Source organism: Streptomyces sp. NPDC051664, from assembly GCF_044453545.1.
Lineage (GTDB): Bacteria > Actinomycetota > Actinomycetes > Streptomycetales > Streptomycetaceae > Streptomyces.
Genome location: NZ_JBITCU010000003.1, coordinates 556,185 through 576,165 on the forward strand (window position 1 = coordinate 556,185; position 19,981 = coordinate 576,165).

Sequence of the window (19,981 nt, forward strand, 5' to 3'; positions counted from 1 at the left end):
GCGGCCGAGGAGGAAGCCGTTACCGGCGCACCGGTGCCTCCGCGGCCGACTGCCCGACCCTGATCGGCGCGCCCGGGCCGAGCGCCGAGAGTCTGGCCCCGGCAGGGCCCGTGACCCGCTTCTGAAGGTGGTGCGGCAGCGACCCGTACCAGGCGAACGACACTGCGTAGCCGAACGCCAGGCAGGTCATGCCGCCCACCGCGTCGAGCCAGAAGTGGTTGGCGGTCGACACGATCACGATCAGTGTGGTCGCCGGGTACAGCAGACCCGCGATGCGTGCCCAGGGCGCCGACGCCAGTGCGTAGATGGTCAGGCCGCACCACAGCGACCAGCCGATATGCATCGACGGCATCGCGGCGTACTGGTTCGACATGTTCTTGAAGTTGCCCGAGGCCATCGAACCCCAGGTGTGGTGCACCAGCACGGTGTCGATGAAGTGGCCGCCGTTCATCAGGCGCGGTGGCGCCAGCGGATACAGGTAGTACCCGAGCAGCGCGACGCCCGTGGTCGCGAACAGCACCAGGCGCGCTGCCGCATAACGTCCGGGATGGCGACGGAACAGCCACAGCAGCACACCGATGGTGACCACGAAGTGCAGTGTCGCGTAGTAGTAGTTCATCGAGACGATCAGCCATGTCACGGAGTTCACCGCGTGGTTGACCGACTGCTCGACGGCGATGCCCAGGAACTTCTCCAGCGACCAGAGCCAGTCGGCGTTGCTGAGTGCCGCGGCCTTCTGCTCGGGGACGGCGTTGCGCACCAGCGAGTAGACCCAGTAACTCACCGCGATCAGCAGGACCTCGAAATAGATCCGCGGCGGGCGGGGGGACCGCAGCGAACGCAGCCGTGCCGGCCTGTCGTCCCACTGGGTCCCGGGAGCCGCCTCGTCCGCGATGGGTGACGGGGTGGCCGCCGGTCGGCCGTCCTGTGACTGCACGCTCACTTCACCCATAGGCGTCGATTCTTTCAGTTGCGTCCCTCTTCCCGATCATCCTCCGGTCGGGTTCCGGTTGCACATCATGCCTCTACAGGCGGGCGTGCGACCCTGATTCCGCCCCGGAAGCAGAGGCCGGATCAGGGCCGGGGCCCGCGGCCGTCGAACCGCGGACGACCAACTCCGGCATGAAGACGAACTCGCTGTGCGGGGCCGGTGTGCCGCCGATCTCCTCGAGGAGGGTGCGCACGGCGGCCTGGCCCATCGCCGTCACCGGCTGACGGATCGTGGTCAGCGGCGGATCGGTGAAGGCTATGAGCGGCGAATCGTCGTAGCCGACGACCGACAGGTCGCGCGGCACCTCCATCGACAGCCGGCGCGCGGCCCGGATCGCACCCAGCGCCATCATGTCGCTCGCGCACACCACCGCCGTGCACCCGCGCTCTATCAGCGCCGAGGCGGCCGCCTGGCCGCCCTCCAGCGTGAACAGCGAGTGCTGGATCAGCGCCTCCACCTCGTCCGAGGTCAGGTTCAACTGCTCCTGCACGGTGGAGCGGAACCCCTCGATCTTGCGGAGCACCGGAACGAAACGCTTGGGGCCGACCGCAAGGCCGATGCGCTGATGGCCGAGCGAGACCAGATGCGTCACCGCGAGCCGCATCGCCGCCCGGTCGTCGGGCGAGATGAACGGCGCCTGCACCTTCGGTGAGAAGCCGTTGACCAGCACGAAGGGCACACCCTGGGCGCGCAGTTGCTCGTACCGCTGCGTATCGGCCGACGTGTCGGCATGCAGCCCGGAGACGAAGATGATGCCGGAGACGCCACGGTCGACGAGCATCTCGGTGAGTTCGTCCTCGGTGGAACCGCCGGGGGTCTGCGTCGCCAGCACCGGCGTGTAGCCCTGCCGCGTCAGCGCCTGGCCGATGACCTGGGCGAGCGCCGGGAAGATGGGGTTCTCCAGCTCGGGCGTGATCAGCCCGACCAGTCCCGCGCTGCGCCTGCGCAGCCGTACCGGCCGTTCGTAGCCGAGGACGTCGAGCGCGGCGAGGACTGATTCGCGGGTGGCTGCAGCAACACCTGGCTTGCCGTTCAGTACACGGCTGACCGTAGCCTCGCTGACCCCCGCCTGAGTTGCGATATCGGCAAGCCGTGCGGTCATGGGAGTGGACTGTACCGGGCGCGTGTCGGATTGCCCACCATGCGGGGGAATCGGGCGACTGCGGTGCTGTCCGGAGGGTGGCGGCGACCGGCGATGTGCGCGGCGGTACGCACCGCCGCAGGCCGATCGTCGGTGTCGCCGCAACATCTTGCAAGGTCTTGCGAAGCCGGGCCGCGGGCTGCAGTCGGATCGTCGCACTGCGAAATCACGACCGGCCCCTTCTGCTGCCAGGGGCGAGGCGCTCCCGTCAAGAGGCTTGACGGCAACCGTGAGGACACGCGAATGTAACGATCGTCGGAGCTTGCAGAAATCTTCCGCAAACTCTTTCGGCCATCTTTCATCCTTGTTACGTTCCTCGTCGACCCGGCGCCGCGATGGAGCGGTACGGCAGTTGAAGGAGTTCAGATGCGACGTGGCATAACGGCCACCGCCCTGGTCGCGGCCCTGGCGCTTGCGGCGACCGCCTGCGGCAGCGATGACAAGTCCGACGGCTCGAGCAAGAGCTCCGGCGAGCTCTCCGGGACCGTTACATGGTGGGACACCTCCACCGTGGGCAGCGAGGACAAGGTCTTCAAGAAGATTGCCGAAGACTTCGAGAAGCAGCACCCGAAGGTCGACGTCAAGTACGTCAACGTGCCCTTCGGCGAGGCGCAGAACAAGTTCAAGAACGCTGCCCAGTCCGGCTCCGGCGCCCCCGACGTGATCCGCTCGGAGGTCGCCTGGACCCCCGAGTTCGCGGACCTCGGCTACCTCGCCCCGCTGGACGGCACCCCCGCCCTGCAGAAGGCGGACGACTTCCTCAAGCAGGCCGCCGCCTCCACCAAGTACAACGGCAAGACGTACGCGGTGCCGCAGGTCATCGACTCCATGGGCATCTTCTACAACAAGAAGATCTTCAAGGAGGCCGGCGTCGAGGTCCCCACCACCGTCGACCAGCTGAAGACCGTCTCCAAGAAGATCAAGGAAAAGACCGGCAAGACCGGCCTGTACCTGCGCGGCGACGACGCGTACTGGTTCCTGTCCTTCCTGTACGGCGAGGGCGGCGACCTCGTCGACGCGTCCACCAAGTCCGTCACCGTCGACAACCCCGAGGGTGTCAAGGCGATGAAGGTCGTCAAGGACCTCGTCGACTCCGGTGCGGCCAAGACCGACGCGACGGACGGCTGGGAGAACATGCAGTCGTCCTTCAAGGACGGCAAGGTCGCCATGATCATCAACGGCCCGTGGGCCGTCGCCGACACCTACGCCGGCACGGAGTTCAAGGACAAGGCCAACCTGGGCGTCGCCCCGGTCCCGGCCGGCTCCGCCGCGCAGGGCGCCCCGCAGGGCGGTCACAACCTGGCCGTCTACGCGGGCTCCAAGAACCTCGACGCCTCCTACGCCTTCGTCGACTACATGACGTCCACGAAGACCCAGGCCCAGGTCACCAAGGAGCTGAACCTCCTGCCGACCCGTACCTCCGCGTACTCGGAGGAAGCCGTCGTCGACAACGAGATCGTCGGCTTCTTCAAGCCGGTCGTCGAGACCGCCGTCGAGCGCCCCTGGATCCCGGAGACCGGCAGCCTCTTCGCCCCGCTCGTCACCGAGTACACCAAGGTCCTGACCGGCCAGACCACGCCGGAGAAGGCCGCCAAGGCCACCGGTGACTCCTACCGCAAGCTCCTCAAGGGCTGGAAGTAGCCAGAGAAAGGCAGGCCGACTGATGGCTGTCCACACCAGCCAGTCGGTGGCAACGGCCGCGGGCGACAATGTCGCCCGCGGCCGGAGCCGCGGTACTGGTACCCCACCACCGAGCAGGTTCCGGCGGACTCTGTCGACCCACTGGTACGCCTGGACGATGGTCGCCCCGGTGGTCGTCGTGATCGGCGTGATCATCGGCTACCCGCTGGTCCGCGGCATCTACCTGTCGCTGACCGACGCCAATGAGCGCAACGTCGAACGGTCCATCGGCGTCAACCACATGCCCGCGACGTACAAGTTCGTCGGCCTGGACAACTACGCCGACGCGCTCACGGGCAACCAGTTCCTCGGCACGCTCGGGTGGACCCTGGTGTGGACGGTCTCCTGCGTGAGCGTCACGTTCGTCCTCGGCATGGCCCTGGCCAACATCCTGAACCGCCGGATCGCCGGCCGCTCCGCCTACCGGATGGCGCTGATCCTGCCCTGGGCCATCCCCGGCTTCGTCTCCGTCTTCGCCTGGCGCTTCCTCTACAACGAGGACCGAGGGCTGCTCAACAAGATCCTCTCCGGTGCCGGCATCGACGGCATTCCGTGGCTCAACGACCCCACCTGGGCGAAGTTCTCCGTCATCGCCGTCAATGTGTGGCTCGGCGTGCCGTTCATGATGGTCGCCCTGCTCGGCGGCCTGCAGTCCATCCCCAGTGAGCAGTACGAGGCCGCCGAGATGGACGGTGCCACCGCCTGGCAGCGGTTCCGCCACATCACGCTGCCGGGGCTCCGGCCGGTCTCCACCACCGTGATCCTGCTGTCGACCATCTGGACGTTCAACATGTTCCCGGTGATCTTCCTGCTGACCCGCGGCGGACCGGGCGAGGCCACCCAGATCCTGGTCACCCAGGCGTACAAGTTCTCCTTCGAGATCAGCCCGCGCGACTTCGCGCAGTCCTCCACCTGGGGCGTGCTGATCCTCGTCCTCCTGATGCTCTTCGCCGCGGTCTACCGGCGAGTCCTCCGCACGCAGGGAGATAACTGGTGACCACCGCCCCCGCACCCACCGCACGCCGCGTCGCCCCCGCCGCGCGCCACTCGGCCCGCAAGGTCCGGCGGCGCGGGGAGCGCTCGCCGCTCGCCTCCGTCGGACTGCACCTCACGCTGATCGTGGCGTCCGTGATCGCCGTGTTCCCCGTGCTGTGGGTCCTGCTGACCTCGCTGAAGCCCGCCGCGTACGCGACGACGACGGACTTCTTCAAGGACACGACCTTCGAGAACTACACCGACCTGATCAAGGACACCGAGTTCCTGACCTGGTTCGGCAACTCGCTGGTCATCGCCGGACTCACCACCGTCCTCGGCGTCTTCGTCTCCGCCACCACCGGCTACGCCGTCAGCCGCTTCCGGTTCCCCGGCAAGCGCGGGCTGATGTGGACGCTGCTGATCACCCAGATGTTCCCGGTCGCCGTCCTCATCGTGCCGATCTACAACATCATGGCGAGCCTGGGCCTGCTCAACCAGCCCGCCGGCCTCGTCATCACGTACCTCACCATCGCGGTGCCGTTCTGCGCCTGGATGATGAAGGGCTTCTTCGACACCATCCCGCGCGAGATCGACGAGTCGGGGCAGGTCGACGGCCTCACCCCGTTCGGCACGTTCTGGCGGCTGATCCTGCCGCTCGCCAAGCCCGGCCTCGCCGTCACCGCCTTCTACTCCTTCATCACCGCCTGGGGCGAGGTCGCGTACGCCTCCGCCTTCATGGTCGGCGACGAGAACCTCACGCTCGCGGGCGGGCTGCAGAAGTTCGTCAACCAGTACGGAGCCCAGTGGGGGCCGATGACCGCCGCGTCCGTGCTCATCGCGATACCCGCGGCCCTGGTCTTCCTCTTCGCCCAGCGCCACCTGGTGACCGGCATGTCCGCCGGGGCCGTCAAGGGTTGACGCACCCAGCAGCACGACCCGCACGCACCAAGGAACGGCGGCGCCGGATCCCCGACCCGGTCCCGGCGCCGCTCCCCACCCAGACACCCCAGGGACGACATGACCCAGCACCTCGCTGCCCCCTCCACCGGCACGTCCGACGCTGCTCCGGGCCACCGCACCGGCTGGTGGCAGGACGCGGTGATCTACCAGGTCTATCCGCGGAGCTTCGCCGACGGCAACGGCGACGGCATGGGCGATCTCGCAGGCGTACGGGACAGACTTCCGTATCTCAAGAACCTCGGCGTCGACGCGGTCTGGCTCAGCCCGTTCTACGCGTCGCCGCAGGCCGACGCGGGCTACGACGTCTCCGACTACCGCGCCATCGACCCGATGTTCGGCACGCTGCTGGACGCCGACGCGCTGATCCGGGACGCCCACGACCTCGGCCTGCGGATCATTGTCGACCTGGTGCCCAACCACTCCTCCGACCAGCACGAGTGGTTCAAGCGCGCCCTCGCCGAGGGCCCCGGCTCCGCACTGCGCGAGCGCTACCACTTCCGCCCGGGCAAGGGCACGGCCGGCGAACTGCCGCCCAACGACTGGGAGTCCATCTTCGGCGGCCCCGCCTGGACCCGGACCACCGACCCGGACGGCACCCCCGGCGACTGGTACCTCCACCTGTTCGCGCCCGAGCAGCCCGACTTCAACTGGGAACACCCGGCCGTCGCCGACGAGTTCCGCTCGATCCTGCGGTTCTGGCTCGACATGGGCGTCGACGGCTTCCGCGTCGATGTCGCCCACGGCCTGGTCAAGGCCGAGGGCCTGCCCGACCTCGGCGCCCACGACCAGCTCAAGCTGCTCGGAAACGATGTCATGCCGTTCTTCGACCAGGACGGGGTGCACGAGATCTACCGCTCCTGGCGCACCATCCTCGACGAGTACCCCGGCGACCGCATCGCCGTCGCCGAGGCCTGGACCCCGACCGTCGAGCGCACCGCCAACTATGTGCGCCACGACGAGATGCACCAGGCGTTCAACTTCCAGTACCTGTCCACCGACTGGGACGCGGCCGGGCTGCGCAAGGTCATCGACGTCTCGCTCGACGCGATGCGTCCGGTCGGCGCGCCCACCACCTGGGTGCTCTCCAACCACGACGTCACCCGGCACGCCACCCGGTTCGCCAACCCGCCCGGTCTCGGCACCCAGATCCGCACCGCGGGCGACCGCGAGATGGGTCTGCGCCGGGCCCGCGCCGCCAGCCTGCTGATGCTGGCGCTGCCCGGCTCCGCATACGTCTACCAGGGCGAGGAACTCGGCCTGCCCGACGTCACCGACCTGCCCGACGAGGCCCGCCAGGACCCGTCGTTCTTCCGCGCCGACGGGCAGGACGGCTACCGCGACGGCTGCCGGGTGCCGATCCCGTGGACCCGCGACGGCAGCTCCTACGGCTTCGGCGACGGCGGCAGCTGGCTGCCCCAGCCCGACAGCTGGGGTGAGCTGAGCATCGAGGCCCAGACCGGCAGGGCGGGCTCGACACTGGAGCTCTACCGGGCCGCGCTCGCCGCCCGCCGGGTGCACCCGGGGCTCGGCGCCGGGACCGCCGTGGAGTGGCTGGACGCCCCCGAGGGGCTGCTGGCCTTCGCCCGCCCCGGCTTCGTCTGCACCGTCAACACGACCGGTCGCCCGGTTCGCATCCCGGTCCGCGGCCAGGTGCTGCTGTCCAGCAGCCCCGTCGCCACCGACGGCGCCGAGATCGAGCTGCCCGCGGACACCACGGTGTGGTGGACGGTGTGACCGTCCCCCTGCCCAGGACCGGCGGTGCGCTGAGGCTCTCGGACATCGCCGGTCAGGCCTCGGTCAGCGAGGCGACCGTCAGCCGGGTCCTCAACGGCAAGCCGGGCGTCGCCGACACCACGCGTCAGCGGGTGCTCGCGGCGCTCGACATCCTGGGCTACGAGCGTCCTGTACGGCTGCGGCAGCGCAGCGCCGGGCTGATCGGACTGGTGACCCCCGAGCTCACCAACCCGATCTTCCCGGCGTTCGCGCAGTCCGTCGAGCAGGTCCTGGCCGGGCACGGCTACACCCCGGTGCTCTGCACCCAACTACCCGGCGGCGCCACCGAGGACGAGCTCGTCGAGCAGCTCGTCGAACGCGGCGTCGGCGGCATCGTCTTCCTCTCCGGGCTGCACGCCGACCTGTCGGCCGACCCTTCCCGGTACGCCGCGCTCACCGACCGCGGCGTGCCGTTCGTCCTGATCAACGGCTACAACGAGCGGATCAGCGCCCCCTTCGTCTCGCCCGACGACTCCGCCGCCGTGCGGATGGCCGTCGGACATCTCGCCGAACTCGGCCACCGCAAGGTCGGCCTGGCCATCGGGCCGCAGCGCTATGTGCCGTCCCGCCGCAAACGGGACGGCTTCGTCGACGCCGCCGTCAAGTTGCTGGGCCTGACCCGCGCCGAGGCCGAACTCCTCGTCTGCTCCACGTTGTTCAGCGTCGAGGGCGGCCAGGTCGCGGCCGGGGCGCTGCTCGACCAGGGGTGCACGGGCATCGTCTGCGGCAGCGACCTGATGGCCCTGGGCGTGGTGCGTGCTGCCCGGGACCGCGGGCTCGACGTGCCGCGCGATGTGTCGGTTGTCGGCTTCGACGACTCGCAGCTCATCGCGTTCACCGATCCGCCGCTGACGACGGTGCGGCAGCCCGTACAGGCGATGGCGGCGGCAGCGGTCGGCGCGCTGCTGGAGGAGATCGGCGGCAGCCCCGTGCAGCGCACGGAGTACGTGTTCCAGCCGGAGCTGGTGGTACGGGGGTCCACCGCCGCGGTCCGTCCCGCGTGACGGTCTGACCGAGCGGACAGCACGCACAGGAGAGGCACCAGGAGTCGGCCCTGGACAGGGCCGGCGGGGAGTGAGCGACTCCGGGTGCCTCTCTTGCCGTGACCGGCCCGGCCGGCCGGGCGCGTGGGGCCCCTGGGGTGCCGGGGCCCCCGGCCGACCGGGCCGGAGTCGGGATGAACTTAACAGTGCCGCAATATTTTGCGTAAGTCCTTGCAGGAAGAAAAATGCAAGATTTCGTGGATGTGAGCGGGGCGTGTCCAGGGGGTTGACCCGGATGGGGCGGGCTCGTACGGTCAGCTCCGCGGCAAGCTTTGCATTCTTGCAGCAAGAACCTTCAGGAGCCTTGAGGGCAGGACGCGTTGCCACGTGAGGCTGCACCGTCATCCCCGCATTTCCCCCACCGCAGGAGGAAAGACATGGCACGCAGACCGCTGTCTGCAGCGCTCGCCCTGATAGCCGGCGCCGCCGCTCTCGTCCCCACCGCCACCCCCGCCCAGGCGTCCGCACCCGGCAACAAGGACGTCACCGCCGTGATGTTCGAGTGGAAATTCGACTCCGTCGCCAAGGCCTGCACGGACTCCCTCGGCCCGGCCGGCTACGGCTACGTCCAGGTCTCGCCGCCCCAGGAGCACATCCAGGGGAGCCAGTGGTGGACCTCGTACCAGCCGGTCAGCTACAGGATCGCCGGACGGCTCGGCGACCGCGCCGCCTTCGCCGCCATGGTCAGCACCTGCCACAGCGCGGGCGTCAAGGTCGTCGCCGACTCCGTCATCAACCACATGTCGGCCGGCTCGGGCACCGGCACCGGAGGCTCCTCGTACACGAAGTACAACTACCCGGGCCTGTACTCCTCGTCCGACATGGACGACTGCACCGCTCAGATCAGCAACTACCAGGACCGGGCCAACGTCCAGAACTGCGAACTCGTCGGGCTCGCCGACCTCGACACCGGTGAGGACTACGTCCGCGGCAAGATCGCCGGATATCTCAACGACCTGCGCTCGCTCGGTGTCGACGGCTTCCGCATCGACGCCGCCAAGCACATGCCCGCGAGCGACCTCGCCAACATCAAGTCGCGGCTGACCGACCCCGGCGTCTACTGGAAGCAGGAGGCGATCTACGGGGCGGGCGAAGCCGTCTCGCCCGACGAGTACACCGGCACCGGGGACGTCCAGGAGTTCCGCTACGCCCGCAGCCTCAAGCAGGTCTTCAACAACGAGAACCTCGCGGAACTGAAGAACTTCGGCGAGGGCTGGGGCTTCATGCCGTCCTCGAAGGCCGGGGTCTTCGTCGACAACCACGACACCGAGCGCGGCGGCGACACCCTGAACTACAAGGACGGCGCCAACTACACCCTCGCCAACGTCTTCATGCTGGCCTGGCCGTACGGCTCGCCCGACGTCCACTCCGGCTACGAGTGGTCCGACAAGGACGCGGGACCGCCCAACGGCGGTACGGTGAACGCCTGTTACAGCGACGGCTGGAAGTGCCAGCACGCCTGGCCGCAGATCTCCTCCATGGTCGGCTTCCGCAACACCGCGCACGGCGAGGCTGTCACCGACTGGTGGGACAACGGCGGCGACCAGATCGCGTTCGGCCGCGGCTCGAAGGCGTACGTCGCCATCAACCACGAGGGCTCGTCGCTCACCCGTACCTTCCAGACATCGCTGCCCGCCGGTGACTACTGCGACATCCAGTCCGGCAACGGGGTGACCGTCAACGGCTCCGGACAGTTCACCGCGACGCTCGGCGCGAACACCGCTGTCGCACTGCAGGTGAACGCGCGTACCTGCACCGGCAGTGGCACCATCGACCCCGGTGCGGGTACCTCCGGCGCCTCCTTCGGTGTCGACGCGACCACCCAGCTCGGCCAGAACATCTACCTCACCGGGAACCAGTCCGCGCTCGGCAACTGGAACACGGACAGCGCGCTCAAGCTCGACCCGGCCACGTACCCGGTCTGGAAGCTGGACGTGAGCATGCCCGCAGGTACGTCGTTCGAGTACAAGTACATCCGCAAGGACGCGAGCGGCGCCGTCACGTGGGAGAGCGGCGCCAACCGCACGGCGACGGTGCCGTCGTCGGGCAAGGTGTCGCTGACCAGCGACGTCTGGCGAAGCTGAACCCGGCGCGTGGGCTGGGGCGGCTGACCAACGTCGTCCCGCACCGGGGGCCGAACCGGGGGCCGAACCGGGGGTCGGTGCGCCTGGGGCGGGGCACTGACCCTGTCGCCCCGGTCCGGACGGAGGCCCGGGGGCCGGTGCCGCATCGGGGAGTCTGCGGCGTCCGAGGAGACGCCCTGGTGGACCCCCGCCCCCCGGCCCACCCCACGAGTCCGTCCACCCCGAGAACCCCTGCAACACCGATCAAGGAGACCTCACCCGTGTCCCGTACCTCCCTCAGACGGGGAGCCGTCGCCGCTCTGTGCGCGGCGCTCATACCCGTCGTCCCGGCGGCAGCCACCTCCGCTGCGCCGAGGCCCCCGGGCCCGCCGTCGGACGCGGCGCTCGCCGCCCAGTCCGCCCGGCACGATCTGACCCGCGAGCAGTTCTACTTCGTCATGCCCGACCGGTTCGCGAACGGAGACACCTCCAACGACCGCGGCGGGCTCACCGGTTCGCGGCTGGAGACCGGCTACGACCCCACGGACAAGGGGTTCTACCAGGGCGGCGATCTCAAGGGCCTGACGGAGAGGCTCGACTACATCAAGGGCCTCGGCACCACTGCCATCTGGCTCGCCCCGATCTTCAAGAACCGCCCCGTGCAGGGCACCGGCAAGGACGCATCGGCCGGTTACCACGGCTACTGGATCACCGATTTCACCCAGGTCGACCCGCACTTCGGCACCAACGCCGACCTGTCGAAACTGATCGACAAGGCCCACGGCAAGGGCATGAAGGTCTTCTTCGACGTCATCACCAACCACACCGCGGACACTGTCGACTACGCCGAGAAGGAGTACGGGTACAGGCCGAAGGGCGCCTACCCGTACCTCGACCGGGACGGCCGCCCGTTCGACGACAGCAAGGGCCTGGCGAAGGTCGACGCGGACTCCTTCCCGTACACGCCGAAGAACACCGGGGAGAAGGTCCCGGCCTGGCTCAACGACCCGACGATGTACCACAACCGCGGCGACTCGACCTATGCCGGCGAGTCCACCACGTACGGCGACTTCTCCGGCCTCGACGACCTGTGGACCGAGCGCCCCGAGGTCGTCTCCGGCATGGAGAAGATCTATGAGAAGTGGGTACGCGACTTCGATATCGACGGGTTCCGGATCGACACGGTCAAACACGTCGACCTGGACTTCTGGACCCAGTGGGCGACCGCCCTCGACACCTACGCCGCCCGGCACGGGCGCGACGACTTCTTCATGTTCGGCGAGGTCTATTCCGCCGACACCGCCCTCACCTCCCCGTACGTCACCCGGGGCCGGCTCGACGCGACGCTCGACTTCCCGTTCCAGGAGGCGGCCCGGCAGTACGCCTCGCAGGGCGCCCCGGCCTCGAAGCTCGCCGCCGTCTTCGCCGATGACTACCGGTACACCACCGACAAGGCCAACGCCTATGAACAGGTGACCTTCCTCGGCAACCACGACATGGGCCGCATCGGCACGTTCCTGAAGCAGGACAACCCGAAGGCCGACGACGCCGAGCTGGTCGACCGGGCCCGCCTCGCCAACGAGGTGATGTTCCTCAGCCGCGGCAACCCTGTCGTCTACTACGGCGACGAACAGGGCTTCACCGGCGCGGGCGGCGACAAGGACGCCCGCCAGACCATGTTCGCGTCGAAGACCGCCGACTACCTCGACGACGACCAGCTGGGCACCGACCGTACGCACGCCTCCGACGCGTACGACACCAGCCACCCGCTGTACCGGAACATCGCCGCGCTCTCCGAACTGACCAAGCAGAACCCGGCCCTGCGCGACGGCGTCCAGACCGAGCGGTACGCGGAAGGATCCGTCTACGCCTTCTCCCGTACGGACCCCGAGCGGTCGAACGAGTACGTCGTCGTCACCAACAACGGCACCGTTGCGAAGACCGTCGAGCTGCCCACCGCGTCGGCCGCCATGAACTTCCGTACGCTGTACGGCGGTTCCGGTACGGTTCGCAGCGGCTCGGACAAGAAGATCACCGTCACCGTGCCCGCCCTCGCCGGCATCGTGCTGCGTGCCGAGAAGCCTCTGGGCGCCCCGGCCGCCAAGCCCTCGATCGCGCTGACGGCACCCGCCGCCGGAGCCACCGGCACCGTGGAGGTCTCCGCGGACGTCGACGGCGGATCCCTCAACCGGGTCGTCTTCGCCGCCCAGACCGGCAGCGGCACATGGGTCACCCTCGGCTCCGCCGACCACGCCCCGTACAAGGTCACCCAGCACCTGGACAGCAAGGTGGCGGCGGGAACACCGTTGCGCTACAAGGCCGTTGTCGTCGACCGCACCGGACGGACCGCGAGCGCCCTCGCCTCGACGACAGCGGGACAGGCCCCGGCGGACGGGAAGCCCGTCGCCGTCGAACGCGACTACGCCGTCGTCCACTACAAGCGCGCGGACGGCGACTACGACGGCTGGCACATCGAGTCGGGCGACAGGTCCGCCGAGTTCACCGGACGCGACGCCTACGGTGCGTTCGCCTGGATCAAGCTCGACGAGGGCGTGTCCTCCGTCCCGTACACCGTCGAGAAGGACGGCACCGCCGACGGGCCGCAGCGCACCGTCGATCTCGCGAGGACCGGGCAGGTCTGGATCGAGCAGGGCAAGGACGGCCAGACCGACGAGGCCCCCGAGGGGGCCTATCCGGCGCAGGACACGACGAAGGCGGTCCTGCACTACCACCGGGCCGACGGCGACTACGACGGCTGGGGACTGCACACCTGGACCGGCGCCAAGGAACCCACGGACTGGTCCAAGCCGCTCCAGCCGGTGAAGAAGGACGCCTACGGCGTCACCTTCGAGGTGCCGCTCACCGACGGCGCCACCTCGCTGAGCTACATCCTTCACAAGGGCGACGAGAAGGACCTCCCCAGCGACCAGTCGCTCGACATCGCCACGTACGACCACGAGGTGTGGATGATCGCCGGACAGCCCGGCTATCTGCTGCCCCAGACCGGCGGTGTGCCCACCCCCGACCTCACCAAGGCCGAGGCACAGTGGATCGACTCCGACACCGTCGTGTGGAAGGTGAAGGCCGGCGGCGCCACCAGCCAGCAGCTCGTCTACGCGAAGGACGGCGGGATCTCCGTCGTCGACGGGGCGCTCTCCGACGAGGGCCGGTGGCTGCGGCTCACCCCGTCCGCGCTGACGGACGCCCAGAAGGCGAAGTACCCGCACCTCAAGGACTACCCGGCGTTCACCGTCGACCCGCGTGACCGGGACAGGATCCGCGAGGCGCTGCGCGGCCAGCTGATCGCCACCCAGCGCGCCGCCAACGGCGCTCTGCTCGCCGCCACCGGCGTACAGAGCGCAGGTGTGCTCGACGACCTGTACGGGAAGAGCGCGAGCACCGCGGCGCTCGGTCCGGTCTTCGGCCACGGCCGTCCCACCCTCTCCGTGTGGGCGCCCACCGCGCAGACCGTCGCCCTGGAACTCGACGGGAAGAACATCCCGATGCGGCGCGACGACCGCACCGGTGTCTGGTCCGTCACCGGCACCGCGCAGTGGACCGGCAAGCCGTACCGCTATGTGGTGAAGGTCTGGGCGCCCACCGTCCAGAAGATCGTCACCAACAAGGTCACGGATCCGTACTCCACCGCCCTGACCACCGACTCCGCCCGCAGCCTCGTCGTCGACCTCGACGCCCCGGGTCTCGCGCCGAAGGGCTGGACCGGGCTGAAGAAGCCCGCCGCCGTCCCGCTGCGGGACGCCCAGATCCAGGAGCTGCAGATCCGCGACTTCTCGATCGCGGACCCCACGTCCGAGCACCCGGGCGAGTATCTCGCCTTCACCGACACCCGCTCGGACGGGATGAAGCACCTCAAGGAGCTCGCCGACTCCGGCACGAGCTATGTCCATCTGCTGCCCGCCTTCGACATCGGCACCATCCCCGAGAAGAAGTCGGCCCAGCAGAAGCCGGCCTGCGACCTGTCCGTGTACGCCCCCGACTCCGAGGAGCAGCAGGCGTGCGTGGCGAAGGCCGCCGCGAACGACGGGTTCAACTGGGGCTACGACCCGCTGCACTACACGGTCCCCGAGGGCTCGTACGCCTCCGACCCCAACGGCACCCGGCGTACCGTCGAGTTCCGGCAGATGGTGCAGGGGCTGAACGGCGCCGGACTGCGGACCGTCATGGACGTCGTCTACAACCACACCGTCGCCTCCGGCCAGGACGACAAGTCCGTCCTCGACCGGATCGTGCCCGGCTACTACCAGCGGCTCCTGGACGACGGCACCGTCGCCACCTCCACCTGCTGCGCCAACACCGCGCCCGAGAACACCATGATGGGCAAGCTCGTCGTGGACTCGATCGTCACCTGGGCCAAGGAGTACAAGGTCGACGGCTTCCGCTTCGACCTGATGGGCCACCACCCGAAGGCGAACATCCTCGCCGTCCGCAAGGCTCTCGACACGCTGACCGTGGCCAAGGACGGCGTCGACGGGAAGAAGATCATCCTGTACGGGGAGGGCTGGAACTTCGGTGAGATCGCCGACGACGCCCGTTTCGTCCAGGCCACCCAGAAGAACATGGCCGGCACCGGCGTCGCCACCTTCTCCGACCGGGCCCGCGACGCCGTCCGCGGCGGCGGCCCGTTCGATGAGGACCCCGGCGTCCAGGGCTTTGCCAGCGGCCTCTACACCGACCCCAACACGTCGACCGCCAACGGCACCCGCGCCGAACAGAAGGCCCGGTTGCTCCACTACCAGGACCTCATCAAGGTGGGCCTGACCGGCAACCTCGCCGACTACACCTTCACCGACTCCTCGGGCCGTACGGTCAAGGGCTCGGGTGTCGACTACAACGGGGCCCCCGCCGGATACGCGGCGGTCCCCGGCGACGCCCTCGCCTACGCCGACGCCCACGACAACGAGTCGCTGTACGACGCGCTCGCCTTCAAACTGCCGGCGGCCACCTCGGCTGCCGACCGGGCCAGGATGCAGGTCCTGGCGATGGCGACCGCCGCCCTCTCGCAGGGTCCGTCGCTCTCCCAGGCGGGATCGGACCTGCTGCGCTCCAAGTCCCTGGACCGCAACTCGTTCGACAGCGGCGACTGGTTCAACGCACTGCACTGGGACTGCCGGGACGGCAACGGCTTCGGCCGCGGACTTCCCCCGGCAGCCGACAACGAGTCCAAGTGGTCCTATGCCAAGCCGCTGCTGACCTCCGCCGTGCTCAGCCCCGGTTGCGCGCAGATCAACGGTGCGTCCGCCGCGTACCAGGACCTGCTCACCATCCGCACGACGGAGAAGGAGTTCGACCTCTCCACCACGGAGCAGGTGCAGTCTGCCCTGTCGTTCCCGCTCTCCGGGAAGGACGAGACGCCCGGCGTGATCACGATGCGGCTCGGAAAGCTGGTGATCGTCCTCAACGCGACCCCCGGCACCGAGCACCAGCAGATCGCGGAGCTGGCCGGGCAGGACTACGCCCTGCACCCGGTCCAGGCCGCGGGGGCGGATTCTACGGTCAAGAAGGCCTCGTACGAGAGGAGTTCGGGAAACTTCACCGTCCCGGGACGCACGGTGGCCGTGTACTCCCTGAGGTGACCTGGACAGGACTACGTTGAGGTCAGCCGCCAGGGAGTGAGCTACATCCCACACTCCCGGGCGCGCCCCTCCCACCACATGGACGGGTCACGGCCCGCCGTCCCGTACGCACAGGCGAAGGGCGTATGCCCGCGTCGTACGGGCCGGCGGGCCGGTTCAGCCCGCCCCGGCCGTCCGGGCAGAAGGAGCAGGGCGTCCCGGCACTCCACCGGCGGAGCAGGTGTCGATCGTGCCGCGTGCCGGACAGTGACAGTGACGGTGACCATGGTGGGAAACATTCCCGAGGAGACGACGAGTTTTGTCGGACGCACGGCGGAACTCGCCCGGCTCGAACACACGCTTGGTGCCTGCCGGCTGACCACACTCGTCGGCGCCGGCGGCGTCGGAAAGACCAGACTCGCGGTCCGCGCCGCCCGCCAGGCCGCACCCGCCCATCGCGACGGAGTCCGGTGGGCGGATCTCTCCCCGCTCCAGGGCGACGGGCCGCTCGTCGCGACCGTGTCCGACGCCGTCGGGCTCTCCGACCACACCCTGCGCATGCCCATCGACGCCCTGTGCGAATGGCTCACCGACAAACAGCTGTTGCTCATCCTCGACTCCTGCGAGCATCTGCGCCCCTCCTGCGGCCATCTGCTCGGCGAGATCCTCACCACGTCGCCCGGCCTCACCGTGCTCGCCACCAGCAGACAGCCCCTCGACATCAAGGGCGAGCAGCTCATCGAGGTGGCACCGCTGCCGGTCGAAGGGGTGGCCGACGCACTCACCCTGTTCCAGGACCGGGCCCGCGCCGCGGACCCCGACGTCACGTTCGACGCACCGGGGGACGCCGAGGCCGCCGCCGAGATCTGCCGCCGCCTCGAAGGCATTCCGCTCGCCATCGAACTGGCCGCCGGAGGCGTCGGCCGGCACACCGTCGAGCAGGTCGCCGCACGGATCGGCTCCCGCTTCGACGTACTCACCGACTCCTCGCTGTGGCCGCCGCGCCACCGCACCCTGCGCACCACGATCGGCTGGAGCCACGAACTCTGCACCCCGCTGGAACGGCTGCTCTGGGCCCGGCTGACCGTCCTGCGCGGCGACTTCGACGAAGTGGCCGCCCGTGAGGTCTGCGCCGAAGGACCGCTCACCGAGGACGGCGTGGTCACCGCGCTGAGGGGGCTGGTCGCCAAGTCCGTCGTCAAACGGGACGGGGGACGGCACCGGATGCTCGACACCATCCGTGAGTACGGCCGGATGTGGCTCGCCGAGCTCGGCGAGGGACCTTCGACGCCTCGCGACGCGCCTCACCGGACGCCGTGACCCGTCCGACCCCGATCATCCGGTCACTCGCCGGCACCGATGGCACCCGGATCGGTGGCGCCCTGAGGACGCAGGGCCTCGTCCCAGCTCTCCTCGACCCGCGCGGCCCCTTCCGCGAGCGGATGACGAGAGCCCGCAGCCCCACGTGAATCCCCTTGTGCGGTCGTGTTGATCACCGTAAGGGTGAGATCCGACAACGGCCCGTACCGCACCCTGGAGCGCTTGATGCCGCAGATCACCGTCGACTACTCCGCCGAACTCGACGACGCCTTCGACCGCCGCGGCTTCGCACAAGCCCTGCACCCGCTGGTCGCCGAGACGGTCGCCACGAAGATTGCCGCCTGCAAGACCCGCTTCCGCCGGGTCGACGAGTCCGTCGTGGCCGACGCAGTCACCGGCGACGCGATCCTGCACATCTCGATCGGCCTGCTGCCCGGCCGCTCCGACGAGATCAAGGCACAGCTCACCGAGTCCGTACTGGAGCTGCTGACCGCACACATCGAGCCCGCCGACGGCCTCACGGTCCACGCCTCGGCCGAGACCCGCGACCTGGACCCGTCCTACCGCAAGCGCTGACCCGTGCGGTTGTCAGGACAACCGCTGCGAGGGCACAGCCGGCACGGCGGGCGACAAGGCGGAGAGCCGCGTCAGCAGATCTCCGAACGGCCCGTCGACCGGCTCCTCAGCGAGGACCCGCAGCACGATGCCCGCCATCTCCGTGTCGTACGCCGCACTCACCGCGGCCAGCGCCGCGAAGTCGTGCACCAGCTGCATCTCCAGATCCGCGCGGGGAATCCGCCGCCCGTCCAGCCAGATCAACGCCGTCGACTCGGCGAGCGACACCCACGACCGCACGACCAACTCCAGCCGCGCCGGGGGCTCCTCCACCCCCAGGTGGGCGAGGATCTGCTCGTAGGCCGCCTGCCGTACCCCGTCGATCATCGCGTTCGCCGTCGACGACCCGACCGCGGGCCCGCCCCGCATCAGCGCGGAGAACCCGGTCCCGTGCTCGTCCACGAAGTCGAAGAACCGCCCCATGACCCGCAACAGCCGTGCCCCCAGGGGGCCTTCACGCGGCTCCAGGAATCGCCCGGCCAACTCATCGGCCGCCCGCCGCAGCGCCGCCTCGTACAGGCTCTGCTTGCCCGGGAAGTAGTGGTAGACCAGCGGTCGTGAGATCCCGGCGGCCGCAGCGATCTCATCGATGGACACCTCGTCGGGGGCGCGGTGGCTGAACAACTCCAGCGCGACACCGATCAGCTGCTGCCTGCGCTCATCGACGCCCATCCTGCGCCGCACCCCGGTCGTCATGCCACCAGCGTACCGACCGGGCCGGGAAGGGGGTTCGGTGGTGTCCGGGCGGCCCGCGCCCGCACCTCCCTACAGATCCAGCACCAGCCGCTCCCCCCGGCACCGCGACACGCAGATCAGCATCGAGTCGTCGCGTTCCGTGTCCGTCAGGAGTTCGTCGCGGTGGTCCACCTCGCCTTCCAGAACGCGCTGTTGGCACGTTCCGCAGAAGCCCTGTTCGCAGGAGTACGAGACATGCGGGAGTTCCTCGCGGACCGCGGCCAGGATCGACTGGCCGGCCGCGACCCGGACCGTACGGCCGGTGCGGTGCAGTTCCACCTCGAAGGCGCCGGAGTCGCCCGGTGATGTGGCCGCCGCAGTGAAGCGCTCCAGGTGCAGGGTGCAGTCCGCCGGGAGTGCGGCCGTGACCGCGGCCATCAGTGGTTCCGGGCCGCAGCAGTAGACCGCCGTGCCGGGTGCGAGGCCCGTGAGGGCTGCCGACGCGTCCGGGTGGCCGGATTCGTCCTCCGGTACGACCGTGACGCGGTTGCCTTCCGCGCCGACCTTCTCGATCTCGTCCAGGAACGGCATCGAGGCCCGCGTACGGCCTCCGTAGAGCAGCCGCCAGTCGGCGCCGGAGGCGGCAACCGCCCGCAGCATGGGGAGGATCGGGGTGATGCCGATGCCGCCTGCGACGAAGACGTACGCGGGGGCTTCGGCGACGAGCGGGAAGCGGTTGCGGGGGCCGCGGATCTCGATCTCCACGCCCTCGTGCAGCTGGGCGTGGACCTCACGCGAACCGCCGCGGCCGTCCTCGACCAGGCGGGTCGCGACCGTGTATGTGTCAGGCGCGGCCGGGTCGCCACAGAGCGAGTACTGACGCACCAGGCCCGAGGGGAGGACGAGGTCCAGGTGGGCGCCGGGCTGCCAGGCGGGGAGGTCCGGGCCCTCCAGGCGGAGTTGGACCACGCCGTCCGCGGGCGTGGTCCGCTCCGTGATCAGCAGGCGGCGGGTGGTGGTGGAGCGGCGGCCGGAGTGACCCGAGACCGGTTCCTCCAGGGCCGGCAGCGGCCACAGCGGGGACTTCTCGATGCGGCGGTGCAGGGCGTTCTTGGCGAGCAGCGCGGCGCCGGTCACGAGGAGGACGGTGCGCAGGCGGGGCAGGGCCATGG

The 19,981-nt window shown here is 69.4% G+C and carries 12 protein-coding genes and 1 pseudogene; 9 read left to right on the forward strand and 4 right to left on the reverse strand.

Going from position 1 to position 19,981, the window contains the following annotated elements; all coding sequences use genetic code 11:
• Positions 1–19: 19 nt before the first annotated feature.
• The gene (locus tag ACIA8E_RS08820) at positions 20–952 is read right to left on the reverse strand and encodes a phosphatase PAP2 family protein (RefSeq protein WP_399295932.1); all 933 of its coding nucleotides are present in this window, start codon (positions 950–952) and stop codon (positions 20–22) included.
• A 73-nt stretch (positions 953–1,025) separates the two neighbouring features.
• The gene (locus tag ACIA8E_RS08825) at positions 1,026–2,093 is read right to left on the reverse strand and encodes a LacI family DNA-binding transcriptional regulator (RefSeq protein WP_399295934.1); all 1,068 of its coding nucleotides are present in this window, start codon (positions 2,091–2,093) and stop codon (positions 1,026–1,028) included.
• Between the two features lie 405 nt (positions 2,094–2,498).
• Between ACIA8E_RS08825 and ACIA8E_RS08830 the strand changes: the two genes are divergently transcribed.
• The 9 genes and pseudogenes from ACIA8E_RS08830 to ACIA8E_RS08870 all read left to right on the forward strand — a co-directional run bounded on the left by ACIA8E_RS08830 (position 2,499) and on the right by ACIA8E_RS08870 (position 18,095).
• Positions 2,499–3,773 carry an extracellular solute-binding protein gene (locus ACIA8E_RS08830; protein ID WP_313936987.1) on the forward strand — a complete coding sequence of 425 codons (1,275 nt, stop codon included), beginning with the start codon at positions 2,499–2,501 and terminating at the stop codon, positions 3,771–3,773.
• A gap of 22 nt (positions 3,774–3,795) precedes the next feature.
• A complete protein-coding gene (locus tag ACIA8E_RS08835) occupies positions 3,796–4,809 on the forward strand; it encodes a carbohydrate ABC transporter permease (protein WP_030970645.1) in 1,014 nt (337 codons plus the stop codon).
• Positions 4,806–5,705 carry a sugar ABC transporter permease gene (locus tag ACIA8E_RS08840; RefSeq protein WP_399295937.1) on the forward strand — a complete coding sequence of 300 codons (900 nt, stop codon included), beginning with the start codon at positions 4,806–4,808 and terminating at the stop codon, positions 5,703–5,705. The genes ACIA8E_RS08835 and ACIA8E_RS08840 overlap by 4 nt, the downstream gene beginning before the upstream one ends.
• A gap of 99 nt (positions 5,706–5,804) precedes the next feature.
• Positions 5,805–7,481 (forward strand): glycoside hydrolase family 13 protein, encoded by a 1,677-nt coding sequence (locus tag ACIA8E_RS08845; RefSeq protein WP_399295939.1) that lies wholly within the window; start codon positions 5,805–5,807, stop codon positions 7,479–7,481.
• Positions 7,466–8,524, forward strand: a complete 1,059-nt coding sequence (locus tag ACIA8E_RS08850) for a LacI family DNA-binding transcriptional regulator (RefSeq protein ID WP_313936984.1) — start codon at positions 7,466–7,468, stop codon at positions 8,522–8,524. Before ACIA8E_RS08845 ends, ACIA8E_RS08850 begins: the two co-directional genes overlap by 16 nt.
• A 416-nt stretch (positions 8,525–8,940) precedes the next feature.
• Positions 8,941–10,647 carry a carbohydrate-binding module family 20 domain-containing protein gene (locus ACIA8E_RS08855; protein ID WP_399295941.1) on the forward strand — a complete coding sequence of 569 codons (1,707 nt, stop codon included), beginning with the start codon at positions 8,941–8,943 and terminating at the stop codon, positions 10,645–10,647.
• A 260-nt stretch (positions 10,648–10,907) separates the two neighbouring features.
• On the forward strand, positions 10,908–16,220 hold the full coding sequence (pulA, locus tag ACIA8E_RS08860; RefSeq protein WP_399295943.1) for a pullulanase-type alpha-1,6-glucosidase: 5,313 nt from the start codon (positions 10,908–10,910) through the stop codon (positions 16,218–16,220).
• Between the two features lie 264 nt (positions 16,221–16,484).
• Positions 16,485–17,477, forward strand: a pseudogene (locus ACIA8E_RS08865) (ATP-binding protein); the annotation flags it as partial.
• A 267-nt stretch (positions 17,478–17,744) separates the two neighbouring features.
• Complete coding sequence (locus ACIA8E_RS08870; RefSeq protein ID WP_399296055.1) at positions 17,745–18,095, forward strand: 5-carboxymethyl-2-hydroxymuconate Delta-isomerase; 351 nt, start codon at positions 17,745–17,747, stop codon at positions 18,093–18,095.
• Between the two features lie 12 nt (positions 18,096–18,107).
• On the opposite strand, the gene ACIA8E_RS08875 is transcribed toward ACIA8E_RS08870, so the two are convergent.
• Together ACIA8E_RS08875 and ACIA8E_RS08880 are read right to left on the reverse strand one after the other, a co-directional pair.
• A complete protein-coding gene (locus tag ACIA8E_RS08875) occupies positions 18,108–18,830 on the reverse strand; it encodes a TetR/AcrR family transcriptional regulator (protein WP_399295945.1) in 723 nt (240 codons plus the stop codon).
• A 69-nt stretch (positions 18,831–18,899) separates the two neighbouring features.
• Positions 18,900–19,979, reverse strand: coding sequence for a PDR/VanB family oxidoreductase (locus ACIA8E_RS08880; RefSeq protein ID WP_399295947.1), 1,080 nt, complete (start codon positions 19,977–19,979; stop codon positions 18,900–18,902).
• Positions 19,980–19,981 lie beyond the last annotated feature (2 nt).

What these genes read in the sequence shown, in the direction of transcription:
- ACIA8E_RS08845 (WP_399295939.1), top strand. Translation starts at nt 5,805, where the DNA reads ATGACCCAGCACCTCGCTGCCCCCTCCACCGGCACGTCCGACGCTGCT.
- ACIA8E_RS08830 (WP_313936987.1), top strand. Translation starts at nt 2,499, where the DNA reads ATGCGACGTGGCATAACGGCCACCGCCCTGGTCGCGGCCCTGGCGCTT.
- ACIA8E_RS08855 (WP_399295941.1), top strand. Translation starts at nt 8,941, where the DNA reads ATGGCACGCAGACCGCTGTCTGCAGCGCTCGCCCTGATAGCCGGCGCC.
- ACIA8E_RS08820 (WP_399295932.1), bottom strand. Translation starts at nt 952, where the DNA reads ATGGGTGAAGTGAGCGTGCAGTCACAGGACGGCCGACCGGCGGCCACC.
- ACIA8E_RS08835 (WP_030970645.1), top strand. Translation starts at nt 3,796, where the DNA reads ATGGCTGTCCACACCAGCCAGTCGGTGGCAACGGCCGCGGGCGACAAT.
- ACIA8E_RS08880 (WP_399295947.1), bottom strand. Translation starts at nt 19,979, where the DNA reads ATGGCCCTGCCCCGCCTGCGCACCGTCCTCCTCGTGACCGGCGCCGCG.
- ACIA8E_RS08825 (WP_399295934.1), bottom strand. Translation starts at nt 2,093, where the DNA reads ATGACCGCACGGCTTGCCGATATCGCAACTCAGGCGGGGGTCAGCGAG.
- ACIA8E_RS08870 (WP_399296055.1), top strand. Translation starts at nt 17,745, where the DNA reads ATGCCGCAGATCACCGTCGACTACTCCGCCGAACTCGACGACGCCTTC.
- ACIA8E_RS08875 (WP_399295945.1), bottom strand. Translation starts at nt 18,830, where the DNA reads ATGACGACCGGGGTGCGGCGCAGGATGGGCGTCGATGAGCGCAGGCAG.